Annotated in this window: 20 protein-coding genes and 1 pseudogene; 11 read left to right on the top strand and 10 right to left on the bottom strand. The window is 66.3% G+C overall.

The window, feature by feature from the left end:
- Positions 1 to 124: 124 nt before the first annotated feature.
- The 3 genes from Q8P46_11195 to Q8P46_11185 all read right to left on the bottom strand — a co-directional run bounded on the left by Q8P46_11195 (position 125) and on the right by Q8P46_11185 (position 4,237).
- Entirely contained in the window at positions 125 to 2,179 is a 2,055-nt protein-coding gene (locus Q8P46_11195) for an elongation factor G (protein MDP2620719.1), read from the bottom strand.
- A 228-nt stretch (positions 2,180 to 2,407) separates the two neighbouring features.
- Positions 2,408 to 2,881, bottom strand: coding sequence for a DUF992 domain-containing protein (locus tag Q8P46_11190; protein ID MDP2620718.1), 474 nt, complete (start codon positions 2,879 to 2,881; stop codon positions 2,408 to 2,410).
- 153 nt (positions 2,882 to 3,034) lie between these two features.
- A complete protein-coding gene (locus Q8P46_11185; protein ID MDP2620717.1) occupies positions 3,035 to 4,237 on the bottom strand; it encodes a pyridoxal phosphate-dependent aminotransferase in 1,203 nt (400 codons plus the stop codon).
- 72 nt (positions 4,238 to 4,309) lie between these two features.
- On the opposite strand from Q8P46_11185, the gene Q8P46_11180 reads away from it, so the two are divergent.
- Positions 4,310 to 5,611, top strand: coding sequence for an SAF domain-containing protein (locus tag Q8P46_11180; protein ID MDP2620716.1), 1,302 nt, complete (start codon positions 4,310 to 4,312; stop codon positions 5,609 to 5,611).
- Here Q8P46_11180 and Q8P46_11175 read toward each other — a convergent pair.
- Both Q8P46_11175 and Q8P46_11170 read right to left on the bottom strand, forming a co-directional pair.
- On the bottom strand, positions 5,608 to 6,108 hold the full coding sequence (locus Q8P46_11175; GenBank protein ID MDP2620715.1) for a PH domain-containing protein: 501 nt from the start codon (positions 6,106 to 6,108) through the stop codon (positions 5,608 to 5,610). The two genes, Q8P46_11180 and Q8P46_11175, sit on opposite strands and share 4 nt — an antisense overlap.
- A gap of 136 nt (positions 6,109 to 6,244) precedes the next feature.
- Positions 6,245 to 6,655, bottom strand: a complete 411-nt coding sequence (locus tag Q8P46_11170) for a CBS domain-containing protein (protein ID MDP2620714.1) — start codon at positions 6,653 to 6,655, stop codon at positions 6,245 to 6,247.
- 365 nt (positions 6,656 to 7,020) lie between these two features.
- On the opposite strand from Q8P46_11170, the gene Q8P46_11165 reads away from it, so the two are divergent.
- Complete coding sequence (locus tag Q8P46_11165) at positions 7,021 to 7,191, top strand: hypothetical protein (GenBank protein MDP2620713.1); 171 nt, start codon at positions 7,021 to 7,023, stop codon at positions 7,189 to 7,191.
- 219 nt (positions 7,192 to 7,410) lie between these two features.
- Here Q8P46_11165 and Q8P46_11160 read toward each other — a convergent pair whose 3' ends face one another.
- The 4 genes from Q8P46_11160 to Q8P46_11145 form a co-directional block, all read right to left on the bottom strand.
- Entirely contained in the window at positions 7,411 to 8,763 is a 1,353-nt protein-coding gene (locus Q8P46_11160; GenBank protein MDP2620712.1) for an ethylbenzene dehydrogenase-related protein, read from the bottom strand.
- Between the two features lie 285 nt (positions 8,764 to 9,048).
- Positions 9,049 to 9,741, bottom strand: a complete 693-nt coding sequence (locus Q8P46_11155; protein MDP2620711.1) for a hypothetical protein — start codon at positions 9,739 to 9,741, stop codon at positions 9,049 to 9,051.
- A gap of 149 nt (positions 9,742 to 9,890) precedes the next feature.
- Positions 9,891 to 11,261, bottom strand: coding sequence for a TrpB-like pyridoxal phosphate-dependent enzyme (locus Q8P46_11150; protein ID MDP2620710.1), 1,371 nt, complete (start codon positions 11,259 to 11,261; stop codon positions 9,891 to 9,893).
- 133 nt (positions 11,262 to 11,394) lie between these two features.
- Positions 11,395 to 11,808, bottom strand: a complete 414-nt coding sequence (locus tag Q8P46_11145; GenBank protein ID MDP2620709.1) for a hypothetical protein — start codon at positions 11,806 to 11,808, stop codon at positions 11,395 to 11,397.
- 194 nt (positions 11,809 to 12,002) lie between these two features.
- Here Q8P46_11145 and Q8P46_11140 point away from each other — a divergent pair, with 194 nt between their 5' ends.
- From Q8P46_11140 to Q8P46_11120, 5 genes and pseudogenes are all read left to right on the top strand, one after another.
- Positions 12,003 to 12,446 carry an SH3 domain-containing protein gene (locus tag Q8P46_11140; protein ID MDP2620708.1) on the top strand — a complete coding sequence of 148 codons (444 nt, stop codon included), beginning with the start codon at positions 12,003 to 12,005 and terminating at the stop codon, positions 12,444 to 12,446.
- Positions 12,447 to 12,553: 107 nt separating this feature from the next.
- Positions 12,554 to 13,066 (top strand): SH3 domain-containing protein, encoded by a 513-nt coding sequence (locus Q8P46_11135; protein ID MDP2620707.1) that lies wholly within the window; start codon positions 12,554 to 12,556, stop codon positions 13,064 to 13,066.
- Positions 13,067 to 13,126: 60 nt separating this feature from the next.
- Positions 13,127 to 15,658, top strand: a complete 2,532-nt coding sequence (gene uvrB, locus Q8P46_11130; GenBank protein MDP2620706.1) for an excinuclease ABC subunit UvrB — start codon at positions 13,127 to 13,129, stop codon at positions 15,656 to 15,658.
- A 24-nt stretch (positions 15,659 to 15,682) separates the two neighbouring features.
- Positions 15,683 to 15,853: pseudogene (locus Q8P46_11125) on the top strand (IS481 family transposase).
- A gap of 232 nt (positions 15,854 to 16,085) precedes the next feature.
- The gene (locus Q8P46_11120; GenBank protein MDP2620705.1) at positions 16,086 to 16,475 is read left to right on the top strand and encodes a thioesterase family protein; all 390 of its coding nucleotides are present in this window, start codon (positions 16,086 to 16,088) and stop codon (positions 16,473 to 16,475) included.
- A gap of 42 nt (positions 16,476 to 16,517) precedes the next feature.
- Here Q8P46_11120 and Q8P46_11115 read toward each other — a convergent pair whose 3' ends face one another.
- Entirely contained in the window at positions 16,518 to 17,156 is a 639-nt protein-coding gene (locus tag Q8P46_11115; GenBank protein MDP2620704.1) for a hypothetical protein, read from the bottom strand.
- A gap of 366 nt (positions 17,157 to 17,522) precedes the next feature.
- Here Q8P46_11115 and Q8P46_11110 point away from each other — a divergent pair, with 366 nt between their 5' ends.
- The 4 genes from Q8P46_11110 (at position 17,523) to Q8P46_11095 (ending at position 19,838) form a co-directional block, all read left to right on the top strand.
- Positions 17,523 to 17,972 carry an MAPEG family protein gene (locus Q8P46_11110; GenBank protein MDP2620703.1) on the top strand — a complete coding sequence of 150 codons (450 nt, stop codon included), beginning with the start codon at positions 17,523 to 17,525 and terminating at the stop codon, positions 17,970 to 17,972.
- Positions 17,973 to 18,516: 544 nt separating this feature from the next.
- Positions 18,517 to 18,729 carry a cold-shock protein gene (locus Q8P46_11105; protein MDP2620702.1) on the top strand — a complete coding sequence of 71 codons (213 nt, stop codon included), beginning with the start codon at positions 18,517 to 18,519 and terminating at the stop codon, positions 18,727 to 18,729.
- A 249-nt stretch (positions 18,730 to 18,978) separates the two neighbouring features.
- Entirely contained in the window at positions 18,979 to 19,422 is a 444-nt protein-coding gene (locus Q8P46_11100) for a hypothetical protein (protein ID MDP2620701.1), read from the top strand.
- Positions 19,419 to 19,838, top strand: a complete 420-nt coding sequence (locus tag Q8P46_11095) for a hypothetical protein (protein ID MDP2620700.1) — start codon at positions 19,419 to 19,421, stop codon at positions 19,836 to 19,838. Before Q8P46_11100 ends, Q8P46_11095 begins: the two co-directional genes overlap by 4 nt.
- Positions 19,839 to 20,058: the final 220 nt, after the last annotated feature.

Genomic DNA, 20,058 nt, shown 5'->3' with positions numbered 1-20,058 from the left:
GCCGCGCCTGGCCACGGCGCAAAATCATCCCGGTCAAATGGTTCCCTATAACCATGAACCGCTCTAGGCCTTCGCGTCCCAGCCCGATGCAACAATCCCCTTGCCCGCAAGGGGGAGAAGTCGATCAGGCCGCCTCGGCCTTGCTCTCCGCCAGTACCTGTTCGGCAAGCTTTCCGGTCAGCTCGGAAAGATGGTCGAACTTGAAGGTGTAGGTGCCGACGCCAGCGGTGGCCGAGCGCAACTCGACGATCAGATCGTGCATCTCGGCCGCCGGCATATGCGCCTGCACGCTGTCCCAGCCGTTCCAGCCCGGGCGCGCGTCGAAGCCGAGGATCTGACCGCGCCGCTGCGAGATGATGCCATTGATCTTGGCGGTCGCCTCGGACGGCACGTTGATCTCCACCGCCAGGATCGGCTCGAGCAGCACCGGCGCGCATTGCGGCATGCCTTCGGACATGCCGATGCGACCGGCGGTGCGGAACGCCATGTCGGAGGAATCGACCGAGTGGTAGGAGCCGTCGATCAGCGTCACCGCGACGTCGACCACCGGAAAGCCGAGCGGACCGCGGTCCAGATAGTCGCGCACGCCGGCTTCCACCGAGGAGATGTATTGCTTCGGCACCACGCCGCCGGTGATCTTGTCCGAGAACACGAAGCCGCCGCCACGCGGCAACGGCTTGATTTCGATCACCACGTCGCCGAACTGGCCGTGGCCGCCGGACTGCTTCTTGTGCCGGCCGCGCTGGGTGATCGGCTTGCGGATGGTCTCCAGATAGCCGACCTTCGGCCGCCGCGAATCGACGGCAATGCCGTATTTGCCGGTCAGCCGCTCGAGCGCCACGCGCAGATGCATCTCGCCCTGCCCCCACACCACCATCTCGTGCGAGGTCTGGTTGTGCTCCAGCGCGATCGACGGGTCCTCCTCCATGATCTTGGCCAGCGCCCCCGTCAGCTTGACCTCGTCCTTGCGCTCGCGCGCGGCAAGCGCCATGCCGTAGACCGGCTCCGGCAGCTCGAGGGCCACGAGCTGCTTCGGCGTGCCCTTTTCGCTCGACAGAGTCTCGCCGGTGGCGATGCTTTCCAGCCGGCCGAGCGCCACCGTATCGCCGGCAGCTGCGTCGTTCTGCTTCTTCGGCTCCTGGCCCATCAGCGTGAAGACGCCGGCGACGCGCTCGTCATCGCCCTTGGCGCCGTAAAGCACGGCGCCGTCGGCGATCTTGCCGGAGAGCACCCGCACCAGCGACAGCTTGCCGCCATGGGCCGTGTGGAAAGTCTTCAGCACCTGGGCGCTGGCGCCGGCGCCCTCGACCGCGCCGAGGCGCTCAACCGTGGCCGCCACCCCCGGCGCCTCGTGGCGCAGCGCCTTCAGGAGCCGCAGGATGCCGTTGCCGTTTTCCGCCGAGCCGATGAGCACCGGCACAATGACGCCGTCGGCCAACTCCTTGCCCAAATCCTCGAATATCTTGTCGCGCGGCGGCTCGATGTCCTCCAGGAGCTGCTCCATCAGCTCGTCGTCATAATCGGCGAGTCTCTCCAGCATCGAATAGCGCGCCTCGTCGCGGCGGCCGTTGAGCTCGTCCGGTACGCCCACCACCTCGCTCGGCGCATGCTCGCGATAGACATAGGCGCGGTCGAGCGCCAGATCGATGAAGCCGGTGACGATATCGTTCTCCCAGATCGGGACCTGACGCAGCACCAGTGGCGTGGCGCTGGCCGGCTGCAGGATCGACAACACGTCGCGGACCCGCGCCTCGGCCTTGTCGATCTTGTTGAGGAACAGGAAGCGCGGGATGCCCATATCCTCGAGCTGCTTGAGGATCAGCTGCAGGGCAGGGATCTTCTTCTCGTCCGGCTCGCAGACCACGACCGCGGCATCGACGCCGGGCAGCACGGCGGTGGATTCGCCGAGGAATTCGATCGAGCCGGGACAATCGATGAAGGTGTAACGATCGCCGAGGAAGTCCGTCGTCGCCGCATTGACCTCGACACTCATGCCGTGGCCGCGCGCCTCCGGCGAGGCGTCGCCGACGGTGTTCTTCTCGGTCACCTTGCCCTGACGGCTGACGACGCCGGTGCGCGCCAGAATGGCCTCAAGCAGTGTCGTCTTTCCGCTGAGATAGGGGCCCACGAGCGCGATGCATCTCGGGCCCCGGCCTGGTCCCCCGCTGGAGTCACCCATCTTCACCTCCCGCATTCACCAACCGCCGCCGGCGACGCGAACGGATCCGTTGCGAGGAAGCGGGCGCCCCGGCGTGACCGGCATGGTCCCAAGCATCGCCCGCCGATGCAAGGGGAAACCGCGCCGCGTGGCCCGCGAGGAGCGCACCGGGGCGAAACGCCGCGGGGGGGGGACCCGACAGCAAGCCCCGGGTCCCGTCCCTGGCGGTTCAGAGCCTCGGGCGAGGGCCTATTGGACCCACAGCTCCATGCCGCCGACGCCGGCGGCGATGTTCAGCCCCTTCTGAGCCTGGACGCTGAAAGGCTGCAGGGCGATCGACTTCTCGAAGCCGCCGACCATGGCGTTGGCGCCGATGCCGACGCCGGCAGTCGCCTCCGCGGAAAGGCCCGCATAGCGGCCGGCCAGCGCGCCCGGGGGAATGTCGCGCGAGGGCGCCAGCACCGCCCAGACGATATCGGCCTGCTCGGTCCTGCCAATGTCGATGCCCCATTTGTTGATCTCGCCGGAATAGTTTTCCGTACTGCCATCGACATGCTTGAACACGCAATTCATCGACTTGCTGGAACCGAAAATGAAGCCGGTGCCGCCGGCAACGCTGCAGTTCAGCAGGCCGACCTCGACGCGCGAGGCGGCATTGGCGGCGCCGATGGCCGCGAGCGCGGCGAAAAGGCCGGCCGCCGTGGTGGCTATCATCCGTTTCATGCCCAATCCTCCTTTTGTGTTGCCGCGGCGCGGCCGCCATCGGTTTGCGCCGTTTGTGGCGCGCCTGCAGGCGCCGCGCCGTTGCGGCCCGTCAACCCCTAACGCCGGAACCGTTAAAGCGGTTCCGCCACGATAGATAGGAATCTCAAGACGCTAACGCAAATTGCCGCAGAAGCGCTGGATGCGCCGGCAGGCCTCTTCGAGCGCTTCCGTCGAGGTGGCGTAGGAGACGCGGAAGTGCGGCGACAGTCCGAACGCCGCGCCCTGCACGACGGCGACGCCTTCCTCCTCGAGCAGCGCGGTGACGAAATCCTCGTCGGTCTTAAGAACCGCGCCGGCGGCCGTCTTCCTGCCGATGGCGCCGGCGCAGGAGGGATAGACGTAAAAGGCGCCCTCCGGCGTCGGACAGTCGAGGCCGCTCGCCTGGTTCAGCATCGACACGACCAGGTCGCGACGTTGCTTGAACGTCGCGGCCCGCTCCGGAATGAAGCCCTGCGGGCCGTTCAGCGCCTCGACCGCCGCCCATTGCGAGATCGACGACGGGTTCGAGGTCGACTGCGACTGGATCGTCGCCATCGCCTTGATCAGCGGCTCCGGCCCGCCGGCATAGCCGATGCGCCAGCCGGTCATCGCATAGGCCTTGGAGACGCCGTTGACGGTGAGCGTGCGCTCGTAGAGCTTCGGCTCCACCTCGGCGACGGTAGCGAACTCGAAGCCGTCATAGGTCAGATGCTCGTACATGTCGTCGGTCATGACCCACACATGCTCATGATTTACCAACATGTCGGTCAGCGCCTTGAGCTCGTCGCGCGTATAGGCGGCGCCCGACGGGTTCGACGGCGAGTTGAGGATCAGCCACTTGGTCCGCGGCGCGATTGCCCGATCAAGCGCCTGCGGCGTCAGCTTGAAGCCGGTCTCGATGCCGGCCTCGACGGAAACCGGCGTGCCGCCGGCGAGCGCCACCATGTCCGGATAGCTGACCCAGTAGGGCGCCGGAATGATCACCTCGTCGCCCGGATCGAGGGTCGCCATCAGGGCGTTGTAGAGCACCTGCTTGCCGCCGGCGCCGACGCTGATCTGCGATGGCTTGTAGGCGAGGCCGTTCTCGCGCTTGAACTTGGCGCAGATCGCCTGCTTCAGCTCCGGGATGCCGTCGACGGCGGTGTATTTGGTATGCCCCGCCCTGATTGCCGCGATCGCCGCCTCCTTGACATTGTCGGGCGTGTCGAAGTCGGGCTCGCCGGCGCCGAGCCCGATCACGTCGCGCCCGGCCGCCTTCAGCTCGCGCGCCTTGTTGGTCACCGCGATCGTCGCCGACGGCTTGATCCTCTTGAGTGAACTGGAAAGAAGGACCATGGTTTGCCTCGTTCATTCGGACGCGCGGACCCTAGTTCCGCGAGCGTCCGCGCGCAAGGGCGGGAGGCCCCCATGAACCTTTACAAGAAGCTCTTGGCACGCGCCGAGGAGGGCCGCCCGGTGCGCGCCGGCCTGATCGGCGCCGGCAAGTTCGGTGCCATGTTTCTGTCCCAAGTGCCTTCGACACCGGGGCTTTCGGTCACCGCCATCGCCGATCTCGATCCCGAGCGTGCAAGGCAGGCCTGCGCCGCAGTCGGCTGGCCGGCGGAGTTGAGCCAAAAGGTCGCATTCACCGACAGCGGCGAAGCGCTGATCGCGCGAGGCGACGTCGACGTGGTCATCGAGTCGACCGGAGATCCGATCGCCGGCATCGACCATGCCCTTTCGGCCATCGCCGCGGTCAAGCACATCGTCATGGTCAATGTCGAGGCCGATTGCCTCGCAGGCCCGGCGCTCGCCGCCCGGGCGCGAATGGCCGGCAGCGTCTATTCGCTCGCCTATGGCGACCAGCCGGCGCTGGTCTGCGAGATGGTCGACTGGGCGCGGGCCTGCGGCTTTCACGTGGTCGCCGCCGGCAAGGGCACCAAATATCTGCCGCAATATCACGCCGTCACCCCGGACGAGGTGTGGGACCATTACGGCCTCAGCGCCGATGAGGCGCGGGCCGTCGGCATGAACCCGCAAATGTTCAATTCCTTCCTCGACGGCACCAAGTCGGCGATCGAGATGGCGGCGATCGCCAACGCAACCGGCCTCGCGCCGCCGGCCGACGGGCTCGGTTTCCCGCCCTGCGGCGCCGACGAGCTGGCGAGCGTGCTGCGTCCGCGCCAGCAAGGCGGGGTGCTGGAAGGCGACGGCATGGTCGAAGTCGTCTCCTCGCTCAAGCACGACGGCGCGCCAGTTGCGCACGACCTGCGCTGGGGCGTCTATTGCGTGTTTCGCGCGCCGAACGCCTATGCCGCCGCCTGCTTTCGCGAGTACGGGCTTCGCACCGACCCTTCCGGCCAGTTCGCCGCCATGTTCAAGCCCTACCATCTGATCGGCCTCGAGCTTGCGGTTTCGGTCCTCAACGCCGCCTTCAGAGGCGAGCCGACGGGGGCGCCCGACGGCTTTCGCGCCGACGTGGCGGCGGTCGCCAAGCGTGACCTGAAGGCCGGCGAGAGGCTCGACGGCGAGGGCGGCTATACGGTGTGGGGCAAGCTCCTGCCGGCGCGGCGCAGCCTCGACATCGGCGCCCTGCCGATCGGCTTTGCTCATGGCGTTAAGCTCAAGCGCGCGGTCAAGGCGGGCGAGATCGTGCGCCGGTCCGACGTCGCGCTCGAAGAGACGAGCCCCGCCTTCCGCGTGCGCCGCGAGGCCGAAGCCCTCGCCTAATCACGTGGAACGACGTGCAGCCGGCCGTTCAGGGCCTCGACGATGTCCTGCGGCCAGGCGAGGTCGCGGGCATCGACATCGCGCCCGTCCCAAAGGCGGATGTGCAGGCTTCCGGAGCCAAGCAGGCGGGAAAGCAGCGAGGCGCGCACGGAAACCGACTCGACCTCGGAGAGCGGGATCCGCTCGGCGGTCTGGTGCGGCCAGCCGCGGGCCACCAGAATGTGCTCCGCGGTGACCACGACGCCGGCCGAATAGAAGCGCAGAAAGGCGTGGCCGAGCAACAGCGGCGGGGCCGCCACCAGCACCAGAAACACCAGCCGCGCCAGCGCGCCGCCGCCGCGGCCCGTGACGTCGAGCCCCAGCCAGCCGGCGCCGTAGAGCGCGCCGACCAAGATCGCCGGCAGGAACAGGCTCCAATGGGCGCCCGCCTCGGCCAGCGGCTCCGTCGTCTCATAGTCGGGGAAAAGCTCGTCCTGTACCGTCTGATCGGTGCTCATGACGGCAAGCTTACGCCGCCCGGCGCGAAAGCCAAAGAAGCGATGAGGCGTTGGGGAAAACGGACGGGGCGGCGGCCACATGCAAAGGGCGGCGACAAGGCATCGCGTCGCCGCCCGCAGCGAGACGTCGCCAGGTTCAGTGAGCAGGCCCTATGGCCGACTCCAGCACGCCGCCAGCGAGATCGTGGGAGCAGCGCGCCAAATCATCGACAGAGAGGAATCCCACCGGCGCCTTGTCGCGGTTCAGCACCGTCAGGCGGCGGATGTGTTTGTCCTCCATGAGATGGGCGGCGTCGGCGCACTCCTGATCGTCGAAGCACCATGTGACGTCCTTCGACATGATGTCGGCCGCTTTGGTCTTCGCCAGGTCGCGACCGTCGGCCACGGCACGACAGCAGATATCGCGGTCGGTAATCATCCCGATCATCTGACCCTTCTCGCTCACCGGCAGGGAGCCGATGTTCAAGTCGCGCATCTTCCGGGCGCATTCCTGAATGGACTGCTCGGGCGAGACCGACTGCACCTTGGAAGTCATCACCTCTTTCACTAGCATCGTTGCCTCCTTTCGGAGTCCAACTCTGATTCGGGTTGCTTGATCGCCGATGCCCGCGGCCATGTGCAGGACTTACTTGAGACAGAATGCCGCCGCTCTTCACCGAGCGGCGTGGCCGAGCCGGGCATCCAGCGAATTACACATGAACCGAATGCGGAAGCCCTGCAATGACCCAGGTCAAGAATGCTGGCCGTCGACCATGGGGCGCGGACAGTCTTCTTGCCCCGGCAGACCGACGCCCTGCGCCCGAGCGGACTATGGCGGGGTGCGCCGCGGCGGCCGCGCACTGGCCTCGCACCGGACTTTCGTATAGAATCTGCGTTCAATGACTGGACGCCAACCATGAGGGGGGAAGAGTCATGAATTTGAGCGCACCCACACAGCCCGTGTTTATCGTTTCACTGGTGATTGCCGTGCTGGCGGTGATCGGGGTCTTCACGGCAATTCCGATCGTCACGCCATATGCGTTCTGGGTGGCGATCATCGCCTATATCGTGCTCGCCGCCGGCTGCCTGGCGAAGGGGCTGTAGCAGCAGGATCCGACAGGGCCGCATCGGAGCTTCCGGTGCGGCCGTAGGCAAGCATGGGCCTGCAAGAGGCATCGCCGGCCCATGCCGGGCGAACCATGAAAAACGGGGAGGCACCGCCTTCAATCGGCAAGTGCCTCCCCGCGTTTCTGGTCTTGTATCAGGCCGGCGCCGAGGTCCCAAGGGACCGGGGCCGCCTCCCGAGGGCGCTAATCAGGCCCGCTACGGAAGCTTGGTCGCCTCGATGTCCGCCTTGGTGCCAAGACCGAGCGAGCGCGGAAAGCCCACCAGGTGGAACCGCGTCGTGACATTGTCGTCATGGACGGCAAACCCTACCGTGTATGCCTTGCCCTCCTCGAGGATCTTGTCGTCTTCCGGATTTCCGGTGTTCAGCTTGCGGGTGAACACGACCGTCCAGACGCCGTCCTTCCACTCGCCCTCGACCTGATCGTTGTCGGCGGCCGAGCCCGTGGCGTCGGCGCGGCTCAGGAGCCGGCCGGGGAGCACGTCGTCCGCCTTCCAGCCCGCATTGGGATCGTAAGGAACCGCGTTTTCCTCGCGAATCATGGCAACGGGCTTGGACGGGTCGCCAATATCGGCGACGGTGAGCGACTTCACGCCGACCTTGCTTGCGTCGAACATGTATTTCGGGGTCATGGTCTTGCTATCGACGTTCCCGCTGAAGGGGTTCTTGCCGGCGTCGAACAGCCGGTATTCGAGCACGTAGCCGTCATCGGCCATGCCGACCGGGTTGCTGCGGGCCGCGCGCCATTGCATCAGGTCGAGGAAGCCGCCGGCCGCCTTGATCTGGGCGATCTCCTCGGCGGACTTGGTCTTCTCCCAGCTCGCCAGCTCGTCGGTGCGCGAGGACGGCAGGAACTTGCGCACGTCGGATTGCTTCAGCCCGGCGTCGCCGAGGACGGGATTTGGCTTAAGCTGCTCCTTTGTCGCCATATCGGGCATGTCGCGCATGCCGCGATGGCAGGTCAGCCAGCAGCCCTGCTCCTTGAATGTCGGCACCGAGCCGTCGTCGATCATGATGGCGAGCCGGTCTTCATAGAGCGGCGGCTGCTTTCCACTGGTCACTCTTTCCGCCGAGCGCGGTCCGCCGTAAAAGCTCCATTTCTCGCCGTCGAAGCGCATATAATCATGCATCTGTCCGGCGCGGTCCATGTTGGTCTTCCACTGGAAGCGCATATAGAGGTTGTCGGCGTCGTATGCGGCCTGGACGGCGAGATCCACCGTGCCGTTCTTGCCCGAGATCGGGTTTGGCTCAAGCTTGAACTTGCCGCCGCCGACGATGTTCGCGCCCATCTTCTCTTCCTGGTCCTTGTGGCAAGTCAGGCAGGCGCCGCCCGTCTTGACCAGGGCCGCGCCGGGATGCTCCCCGGAGCGCAACCACTGATAGCTGCTCTGTCCGGCGAAGAAGAGCTTGACGGTCTGCGTCGGAACGGCGCTCCAGTCGGCCGGAGGCGCGGCAACGGCCGAAGACGGCCCGGCGAACACGATCGCCGCCGCAGCGCCCAAGCCGAGTGAAGACGCCAATATCGCTCGCGTCAGATATTTTCCATTCATGCCAATCTCCAATCTTCTAATGGCGCTCGACGGGAGGGGGATAGCCGAATTGGGCGCCGCTCAGTCCCGGTCGGGCCAACCGCATCGCAGCTTGGGCGGAGGAATCTTTCTGATCCTTGATCTAGATCACGAGAATTGGACGCTTTGATGGTGCACCTTGTCGCAGGCAGAGGCCGCTCCGCTCCCTCCGCCCGGTATCGCCGAAGCGGCATGAACCGGTCAAACGAGTCTCCGAGGCCGGATGCGGCCGAGAATCCGCCGATCGAAGGGGTTCCGGCAACACTCCTATTGCGCGGCGCGCGAGGGAACCAGCGCCCGGCAGCGCAGCTCGAGGCCGACGATGAAGTGGCTGCCGAGCGCCTTGTTGAAATGGGTGCGCACGCCGTTGCCGACCTGACCCGGTGGGCAGCGCGACCAATCGGCAAGCTGGCCGCAATCGTCGAAGCCGTTGCCGAAACGCTCCTCCTTGCCGGTCTGCGGCGCCGAAATGCTGCCGTCCGGCTTGAGCTCGGTAATCTCGACCTCGAGCGCGGCCAGCCGCAGCCCTTTGCCCTTCGCCGGGAAGCACGCGCGCAGCGCCGTGATCACCCGCATGGTCGGCGCGAACGCCGCGTTGAGCTCGCCGACGCTCTTGACCGGGCTTTCGTCGCCCTCGGCGCCTTCGCACTGCTCGGACTTGTCGATGGCGACTCGGTCCAGGTTTTCCGGCGCCCGCTTTTGGACCTGCATGAAGCAGGACAGGATGCCGACCCGGCGCCAGCTGATCCGCTCCACCGCCAGGTCCTCGGCGAACGGCTCCAGCACCACCGCCTTGCCCTTGATCCCCGACAAGGCGGCATAGCTGGACGGGCCCGCGAAGGCCAAGGGTATGACCCGCCTGGTCTCCGTATCGCTGTCCATGGTGCTGCATGAAGCCGCGCTCATCAGCGCAAGCACCGCCAGCGCTCCGCCAAGCGCGGCGAGTTTGGGCTTATGCATGTCTGCTCTCTCCTCCCCGTTTGGTAACCGATCCGGTCGTCCGGGACCCTGTAACCGAACGGTGCCCCATTGTTGCCCCGACCGCGCAATCGTCCAATCCTGCACGCGCCGGTAGCGAAGAGCAAGTTATTGGTCGCGCTGCCCGGTCGTTACTCCGCGGCGGCGACCTTAGGCAGGGCCGCCAGCGCGGCGGCCAGCGATGCCTCGTCATAGTCGCGGTCTTCCAGAACGCCGGCAAAATAGTCGGCATAGGCCTGCATGTCGAAATGGCCGTGGCCGGAGAGGTTGAACAGGATCGTGCGGCTTTTTCCCGTCTTCTTGCAGGCCAGCGCCTCGTCCATGGCGACGCGCACCGCGTGGGTCGATTCCGGCGCCGGGATGATGCCCTCGGTGCGGGCGAAGGTGACGCCGGCCTCGAAGCACGGGATCTGGCGCACCGCCTTGGCCTCGATCAGGCCGAGCTGCAGCAGGTGGCTGACGATCGGCGACATGCCGTGATAGCGCAGGCCGCCGGCGTGGAAGCCAGGCGGGATGAAGGTCGAGCCCAGCGTGTGCATCTTCACCAGCGGGGTGAGATGCGCCGTGTCGCCGAAATCGTAAGCGTAGGTGCCCCGCGTCAGCGTCGGGCAGGCGGCGGGCTCGGCGGCGATGATCCGCGTGTCCAATTTCTCGCGGATCTTCTTGCCGACGAACGGCAGGCTGAGGCCGGAGAAGTTCGAGCCGCCGCCGGCGCAGCCGATGACGATGTCCGGCCAGTCACCGGCCATTTCCATCTGCTCCAGCGCCTCGATGCCGATCACCGTCTGGTGCAACAGCACGTGGTTGAGCACGCTGCCGAGCGAATATTTGGTGTCGTCGTTCTGCGCCGCCACCTCGACGGCTTCGGAAATGGCGATGCCAAGGCTGCCGGGGGAATCCGGGTGTTCGGCGAGGATGGCGCGGCCGGACGCGGTCTCCTCGCTCGGGCTCGGGATGCAGGTCGCGCCATAGGCCTCCATCAGGGCGCGGCGATAGGGCTTCTGCTCGTAGCTGACGCGGACCATGTAGACCTTGACCTCAAGGCCGAACAGGTGGCCCGCGAAGGCGAGCGAGGAGCCCCACTGGCCGGCGCCGGTCTCGGTCGAGAGCTTGGCGACGCCGGCCTCCTTGTTGTAGTAGGCCTGGGCCACGGCGGTGTTCGGCTTGTGGCTGCCGGTCGGGCTGACCCCCTCATATTTGAAGTAGATCTTGGCCGGCGTATCGAGGGCCTTTTCCAGTCTGCGGGCGCGGATCAGGGGAGACGGTCGCCACAGCTTCAAGACCTCGCGCACCGGGCCAGGGATTTCGATCTCGGGCTCGGCGGAGACCTCCTGCATGATCAGCTGCATGGGGAACAGTGGCGCCAGATCGTCGGGGCCGACGGGCTTTCCGGTGCCCGGGTGCAGCACCGGCGGCGGCGGCTCGGGCAGGTCCGCCATGATGTTGTACCAGGCCCGCGGAATGCGGTCTTCCGGCAACAGATATTTGACGGTGTCGTTCATCGCTATCCCCTCCCCGGCTTTCTCGACGCGTTCGGCCCGCGCGGGCCGCCGGCCATCTTAGCGCGGCTCTTGGACATTGCCATCGCGGCAGAATGACATCATGGCAGGCGCCGCGTCCGGGGGAGCGGGAAGATTACTCGGCCTGCTCGGTGCACACCGTCTGCTCGCCCTTGAAGTCGATCCAGCAATAGGCGACGGCGCCGGTGGCGAAATTGACGCGGATGACGCCGCCCTCCTTTTCCAGATTGTTGGCATACAGGCCGTAAGCCGCCTCGCCCTGCGCGCTGGCGCCGCTGCCCGACTCGTAGCAGACGGCCTCGCCGATCGTCTGCCCCTCGACACGCTGGTAGATGCAGCCGCGGATCTCCCCGGTCCGGTTGTTCAGAGCGTAGATGGCGTTGGACGCCTTCGACGGCGGCGCGATGAATTCGTAGGCGTTGTCCTGGGCGTGGGCGGCGGCGGAAAGAGCGAGCGCGGCGGCGCCTGCGGCGGCCATCAAGGCGAAACAGCGCGGCGTCGCCGCGGGGCGGAACGGATTGATGGGCATTGCGGTTCCCTCTTGATCGTGGACGCCACCGCGACCGCCGGCGACGATGCGGCGACAAGGATAAAATTTTACCACACAAGTGAACGGCGCGACGAAATGACCCGTCGGCGGCCCTGTCACTCGCGGCCGTCCGTCGCCACATCGGTAAGTGGGGGCCTGAGCAGTCAATCCGAGGAGGTTGAGAGGAGGTTGAAATGTCCCCTCCCGCTATGATGATCATTGCGGCGTTCATCGCCGGGCTGATGCTGCCGGCGAGCGCAGACGCGGCGAGCATGCGCGTCACGACAGGTCTCAATCTACGCACCGGCCCCGGCGCCAGCTACGCACGCATCACGGTCATTCCCGGCGGCGGCTGGGTCGATCTCATCGGCCGTTCGGGCAACTGGTGCGACGTCAGCTGGGCCGGCTATCGGGGCTGGGTCGCCTGCCGCTATCTGGCCGGCGGCTATTATTATCCCGACCGCAGCCCCCGCGTCTTTTTCGACTTCTTCCTGGGGCCGTGGATTTTCGATCATGACCGGGACCGGCACTATCGCCCGCATTACAGGGTGCCGCCGCGCCGGGATTATCGCCGCGACCGAGCGCCGGAGTTTCCTTGGCCTTTTCGCGGTCCCGGCGGTCACGACTATGACCGCTGAGGCCATGCGCTCGTTGCCCTGAGGCGCGCGCGGCCCCCTTTTAGAGCCGGCGTCTTGGCCCCATATTCTTGGGGGCGGGTCCGGTCGTCAACTCGAAGGAGACAGAAATGTCCGTTCGTCTGATGGTTGCCGTCGCCGCGCTGATCGCCGGGCTGATGCTGCCGGCGCGCGCGGAAGCGGAAAGCTTGCGTGTTACCGCAGGTCTCAATCTGCGCACCGGCCCGGGCGTCGGCTACGCACCGATTATGGTGATTCCCGGCGGCGGCTGGGTCGAGCTCATCGGCTATTCGGGCGGCTGGTGCGAGGTCGAATGGGCCGGCTATCGCGGCTGGGTCTTCTGCCGTTACCTCGCCGGCGTCGAACCGCCCGGCTACTATTATCCGGAGCCTGCTGCACCCGAGCTCTATTTCGACTTTTCCTTTGGCCGGTTCGCGTTCGACAACGAGCGGGAGCCGCGCCGCGCTCCCCGCAAGCCGCGGCGGCCCTCCGAGCATCGCTTCAACCATGACGGAGGACACGACCGGGGTTCCGACAAGGCTTCCGACTGGCAGCACCAATCTGGCGGTGGCGAGGAACGCTGGACGTCCGACGACGGACTCGGCGATTGGCACGAGCGCTGACCGCGGCAGGGGCGGCGCGGCCCCCTTCCCTCATCCGGCCCGCCGCGCCATATTCGCCCCATGCCCCCGCGCAAGAAACAGGCCGGCTTTTCCGAACGTCCGCAGGCGCCCTATGAGGGCGAGCCGTTCGACCTCGACGCGCTCCTGCCCGACATCTCGAAAAAGCCGCGCAAGCCCGATTTCCTGAAGAGCGGCAAGGCTTCCCGCGTTTCCGACGCCCCGGCCGACCTGCCGGCGGAAGGCTCGGCCCCCGCGCCGCTACGCGGCGAAGGGGCGGTTGCAACCATCGAATCGCTGAAGAACCTGCTCGAGGGCGGACGGCCGGAATTCGCCGGCAAGCCGTGGACGCCGCACCGCCCGCCCAGGCCGGAAAAGAGCGAGGGCGGCATCGCCTTCACCCTGACCGCCGACTATGAGCCGCGCGGCGACCAGCCGCAGGCAATCGAAGAACTGGTCGCCGGCGTCAAGGCACAGGAGCGCGACCAGGTGCTGCTCGGCGTCACCGGCTCCGGAAAAACCTTCACCATGGCCAAGGTGATCGCCGCGACCCAGCGCCCGGCCCTGGTGCTGGCGCCGAACAAGACGCTCGCTGCCCAGCTCTATGGCGAGTTCAAGGCCTTTTTCCCGGAAAACGCGGTCGAGTATTTCGTTTCCTATTACGACTATTACCAGCCCGAGGCCTATGTGCCCCGCACCGACACCTATATCGAGAAGGAATCCTCCATCAACGAACAGATCGACCGGATGCGCCACTCGGCCACCCGGGCGCTCTTGGAGCGCGACGACGTGATCATCGTCGCCTCGGTCTCCTGCATCTACGGCATCGGCTCGGTGGAGACCTATACGGCGATGACCTTCGCGCTGAAGAAGGCCGAGCGCATCGCCCAGCGCCAGCTCCTCGCCGACCTCGTCGCCCTGCACTACCGGCGCAACGATTCCGATTTCCAGCGCGGCACCTTCCGGGTGCGCGGCGACACGGTGGAGCTGTTTCCGGCGCATCTGGAGGACCGCGCCTGGCGCGTCTCGCTGTTCGGCGACGAGGTCGAGGCGATCGACGAGTTCGACCCGCTGACCGGCAAGAAGACCGACAGCCTCGACCGGATCAAGGTCTACGCCAACTCGCATTACGTCACCCCGCGCCCGACGCTGAACCAGGCCATCAAGGGCATCAAGGTGGAGCTGAGGGTGCGCCTCGACGAGCTCAACCGCGCGGGGCGGCTCCTGGAGGCGCAGCGGCTCGAGCAGCGCACAATCTTCGACCTGGAGATGATGCAGGCGACCGGCTCCTGCGCCGGCATCGAGAACTATTCCCGCTACCTCACCGGCCGGGCGCCCGGCGAGCCGCCGCCGACCCTGTTCGAATATCTGCCCGACGAGGCGCTGGTCTTCGTCGACGAGAGCCACGTCACCATCCCGCAGCTCGGCGGCATGTTCCGCGGCGACTTCCGCCGCAAGGCGACGCTCGCCGAATATGGCTTCAGGCTGCCGTCGTGCATGGACAACCGGCCCTTGCGCTTCGAGGAGTGGGACGCGATGCGGCCGCAGACCGTCTGCGTCTCGGCGACGCCCGGCGGCTGGGAGATGCAACAGACCGGCGGCGTTTTCACCGAGCAGGTGATCCGGCCGACCGGCCTCATCGACCCGCCCTGCGAGGTGCGGCCTGCCCGCTCCCAGGTCGACGACCTGCTCGCCGAGCTGCGCCAGGTGGCGGCGGCCGGCTACCGGGCGCTGGTCACCGTGCTCACGAAACGCATGGCCGAGGACCTCACCGAATATCTGCACGAGCAGGGCATCCGCGTGCGCTACATGCATTCCGACATCGAGACGCTGGAGCGCATCGAGATCATCCGCGACCTGCGGCTCGGCACCTTCGACGCGCTGGTCGGCATCAACCTGCTGCGCGAGGGCCTCGACATTCCCGAATGTGCGATGGTCGCCATTCTCGACGCCGACAAGGAGGGTTTTTTGCGCTCCGAGACCTCTCTCATCCAGACCATCGGCCGGGCGGCGCGCAATGTCGACGGACGCGTCATCCTCTATGCCGATACGGTCACCGGCTCCATGGAGCGCGCCATCGCGGAAACCGACCGCAGGCGCGAGAAGCAAAGAGCCTTCAACGAGGCGAACGGCATCACGCCGGAGAGCATCCGCAAGAACATCGGCGACATCATGGGCTCCGTCTACGAGCAGGACCATGTCACGGTCGGCGCCGGCTTCGCCGAGGACGGGGCGCTGGTCGGCCACAATCTCAAGGCCCACATCGCCGATCTGGAAAAACGCATGCGCGACGCCGCCGGCAATCTGGAGTTCGAGGAGGCCGCCCGCCTGCGCGACGAGATCCGCCGCCTGGAAGCGACCGAGCTCATGGTCGCCGACGACCCGCTGGCCAGGCAGGAATATCGCGACGACCGCGCCAATCCGAGCGCAGCGAGGCAAGCGCGCCAAGAAAGCGAAGATTCGGGCGCCGGCCGAAAGGCCGCCCCCACGGAGGGCGCGGGCGCAGCCCGCCTGCCCGTGAGCGAAAAGAAACCCCGCGCCGCATCGTCCCGCGGCGGCCGGCCGGGGACGAGGGCGTACAAGCAGAAGCGGTGAGGCAACCGCTAACCCCCCTTCGTCGTGCCCCGGGTGGGAACGACCAAGAGCTATGTCAGCTTCAAGAACCGCCTGTGGAAGTATGCGCAGGACTTTAACGGATAAAGCGTCGCCATCCGCCCGCGCGGCCAAGACGGCCGCTACGGCATCTTCTTCGGCGCCACGCGCATCTCGACCATTGACCTGAACATGTGAGCCAAGGACAACAATCAACGTGTCAGCGATGTCCCCGAACAGCTGTCAACCATGTCTCCGGACCGAACACTTCGCGGACAATGACGAAGGGAGGGCTGCTCCCCCCCCCTCACGAACATTCGCCTCGCGGTTGAACGCGCCCGCCCGAGTGACGAACGGTGCCTTATCCCTTCCCCTCGCCGCCCGCGTGGCCCATCATCGCGCCGAGCCATACGACACCAGGAGGCCCGCCATGCGGCCCATTCCCGTCGGCGCCAAGGGCAGGAGCGAGATCGTCGTTGGCCCGGAGCATCTTGCCTCCACCGTCAAGAGTGCCATCCTGCCGCCGGTGCTGGCGACGCCGATCATGATCTTGCTGATGGAGAACGCGGCGCTGGAAGCGGTGCGCCCCTATCTGGAGGCGAGCGAGAGCTGCGTCGGCACCCATGTCGACGTCGCCCACCTCGCCGCCACGCCGGAGGGCCGGCGCGTCATCGCCGAGGCGCGGGTGACCGGCATCGACGGCCGGCGCATCAGCTTCGCCGTCACCGCCCGCGACGAACGCGAGGAGATCGGCCGCGGCCGCCACGAGCGGGTGGTGATCGACATGGCGGCGTTTTCAGAGCGATTGAAGAAAAAATAGCTCCTTCCGCCGCAGGCAAGCGGGCCGGCCCCGGAAACCAGCCTACTGACAGTTGGCGTTGGCGCCCTCGACCGTCTGATTGACGCAGGCGCGGTGGCCATTGTCGTCGAAGGTCTCGCAGTTCGGCAGAAGGTCCGCCAGATTGCCGCGCCAGCAGCTGTCGGCGCAGCCGCTCGCCGTGCTCCGGACGCAATTGGCATACTTGCCCAGCGACTGCTGCACATAGGTGCGCAGCATCGCCGAGGAGCCGAGGCCAAAGCCGACATCGGCCGACAGCGCCCGCCCGCAAACGTCGCAGGCCTGCGCGTCGCCGCCGCCCTCCCGCCGCAGCACCGCCGAGGCGGTATAGGGCTCGCCCTGCCAGCTTCCGCTCCAGTACCAGCTCATCGTGTCGCCGGAAACCGAGACGGAGATGTCGCCGTCGATGCAGCCGCCTGCCTGGCCTTCCACGGCGCGGTTGGTGACGATGGTCTCGTGGTAGCTGCCCGGGCCGCCCGATAGCGAGCCGGAACAGGCGAGCGCGGGATAGTCGGTGCTCCCGCCGCCGCTGCCGTCGAGCTCCATGATCACGTCGTAGGTGCCGCTGCCCGGCTGGTCGACGATGCCGCGCCAGGTGCCGGCCTCCTGAGCCTGCGCCGCGCCGGGCGCGGCGAGCATCAGCGCGACGGCCCCGCCCAGCACGAAGCGCCCCGGTGCGGCAAATGAAAATAACGGATTACGGGATGGAAAATCACCGAACGGCAAGCGGCGCATGGCGGCCACTCCCTCTTCGTACACCGCCGGCCTAGCGGCCGGTCAAGGCCATCGGGGCCTTTTCGCGAGGAGGAACGCTAATCCCGCTTCCGAGCGGGCGTCAAGCGCCGGCCCTTCGCCGCGCCGCCGGTGAAGTGCCACGCGGCGCTCGAGATTCTCGCCAAGCACCCGAGGGGCGGCGCCTGGCGCGACGTTCGGCGGTGGCAGACGGGGCGTTAGCCTTGCCTCCGGTTCGAGCGTAATATCCGCCCGCTACCGAATCGCCGCCGGCGCAAGCAACAGGGAGGGCCTGTGATGGAATACGCGCTTTCGATCGAACTGCGATATCTGCTTTACACCGCATTGCTGCTGCTGGTGATGTGGATCCCCTACATCCTCGCCCAGATCGCCCAACTCGGGCTGGTCACCGCTCTCTCCTACCGGGACGAGGACAAGATGCCCGACTGGGCCAAGCGGCTCAAAGGCGCCCACTACAATCTGGTCGAGAATTTCGCACCCTTCGCCGCCATCGTCGTCGTCGGCGAGATCATCGGCCTGCACACGGCGACGACGGCGACCTGCGCGGCCGTCTTCTTCTGGGCGCGGCTCGTGCATCCCTTCGCGCAGGTTACCCGGGTGTGGGGCACGCGCACGCTGTTGTTCGCCATAGGTTGGGCGGCGACCCTCGTCTATGCGTGGCTGGTGCTGACCGCGGTGACGCAGCCGGCTGTCATGCAGGGCGCGCTGCTTCTACCGTCCGGCTAGCCCGGATTTCTCACCATGGACACGGTCTGCGTTGCTGTTTCGGCGTGGCAGATGCCAGGAGGACGGCGAAAAGCGTATCGGGTCATACGGTTGAGCCGTCCGACACCGCAGGTGCCCGCCGAAACGCAACCCGGAGGGCCGGCCGCAGGCGCCGACGCAGTGCGTCGAACGGCTCGACCGATGTCCCAGCATCGCCCATCGCCGTTCTCCTGCTCAGTCAACGCCTTCGAGCCGGCGCAGGCCATGTCCCTGGTGAGAATTCCGGGCTAGGGCCTGGTCATCGGGAACCATGCGACCGGCGAACGGTTAAGCTGCGGCGGTCTTAGGTGAAAGCGATTTTTTCTTGTCAAACGCGTAGCAAGAGGCCATATTTTTCGAAGCCGGTGCATCCTGCGGTAGGGTGCGCCCTTTGACTATTGGATCAAGAGAGCTCTCGCCTGAATTTGGCCTGACGTCCTTTCCCGATATCGAAGTTGCCGGGTCGAAGCGTGCGGCCCAGAACGACCGGCTGAACACACGCACCATCCAGGAAAGGATGTAAGTCATGCGCCATACTGGCACAGTCAAATTCTTCAACCACGCGCGCGGCTTCGGCTTCATCGCGCCCGACGGTGGCGATAAGGACGTGTTCGTCCATATCACCGCGCTCGAGCGTTCCGGCCTGCCGGCTCTCGACGACGGCCAGAAGGTCACCTTCGAGATCGAGGACGATCCGCGCGGTCGCGGCAAGCAGGCGACGAACATTCAGCTCGCCTGACGCAGCACGGTTGATCGACTGATGACGAACGCCGCCGGAGGCCTCCGGCGGCGTTTTCTTTTCTGCCCCCCTCTCCCGGCGTGCTCGCTATTGTCGCCGTGCGCCCAAATTGTTAGCTTGATGCCCGGAACCGACGTTCATACGGGGAATGTCGGTCAATACCGCTACCAAGTTCGCCGTTTATGCCCGATCGCGCCATTTCCCCCTAATTCGGCGACGGAAGGACTCGGCGCACACATGAAGGACGCCATGACCAGACCCATAGCCGTGGGCACGCTCGCATTCGGTGCTCTTCTCGCGGTCTATTTCGGTGTGCTGACCCTGCTGTCGGGTTGGAGTTTCACCGTCGTTCAATTCAAGGATTTCTGGTATTATTTGTTGCCTCTGGCCGCCGGATTCGGCGCCCAGCTCGGTCTCTACACCTATCTCAAGCAGTTGGCGCTCAACCACGAGCACTGCCGCAGCGTGGCCGCCGCGTCGGGCACGACTTCGTCGGCGGCAATGCTGGCCTGCTGCTCCCACTATCTCGCCAATATCCTGCCCATCATCGGAGTGGGGGGAGCCGTGACGCTGATCAGCCAGTATCAGGTCGAGATTTTCTGGGTCGGCCTGGCATTCAATGCCGCCGGCCTGGCCTATATCGGCCACAAGGTCTCCGTCGGCAGACGGCACTTCCTCGGGAGTCATGCATGAAAACGTCGAAGTCACTGTTCGTCATCGGCGCCATGGCTTTCTGGTTCGCGTCCGTTTCCTTCACGCAAGCGGCTGGCGCTGCCGAGCTTGAAGCTCGTACGAGCGAGGCTGCGGGCGTGCGTGTTGAAGTGACGCCAAAACCCGCCGATTCAAGCGCGACCGTTTGGGAGTTCGAGGTGGTCATGGACACCCATACCAAGCCCTTGGATACCGACCTCGCCCAGGCGGCCGTCCTGACCGACGATGGCGGGGCTCGCTACGAACCGGTTTCCTGGCAAGGCGACCCGCCCGGCGGTCACCACCGCAAGGGAACTCTGCAGTTTCCCCTACCGGCGGGAAAGCCGAAAGCCGTCGAATTGACACTCAAGGATATCGGTGGGGTCAACGAAAGAGTCTTCCGATGGGAGCTCGACTAGAGCGGTTCATGGTTATAGGGAATCAATTTGATGGGCCAAATCGGTTCATCCGGGCAGGCGTGGGCCGCGACGCGCGATGCGGGATATCGGGCGAGCGCCGCAACGAACCCGGTGGGCCGATTTGGCCCACCGAAGGCTAAGGTTCTTTTGCGCCGTGGCGGTGTTGCGGCTGTTGGCCGATGCACCGCATCGCCCGGCGAGCCGCGCCTGGCCACGGCGC

The organism is Hyphomicrobiales bacterium (assembly GCA_030688605.1).
Lineage (GTDB): Bacteria > Pseudomonadota > Alphaproteobacteria > Rhizobiales > NORP267 > JAUYJB01.
Note: the sequence above shows the minus strand (reverse complement) of the source record. Positions and strands in the feature narration are given on the sequence as shown.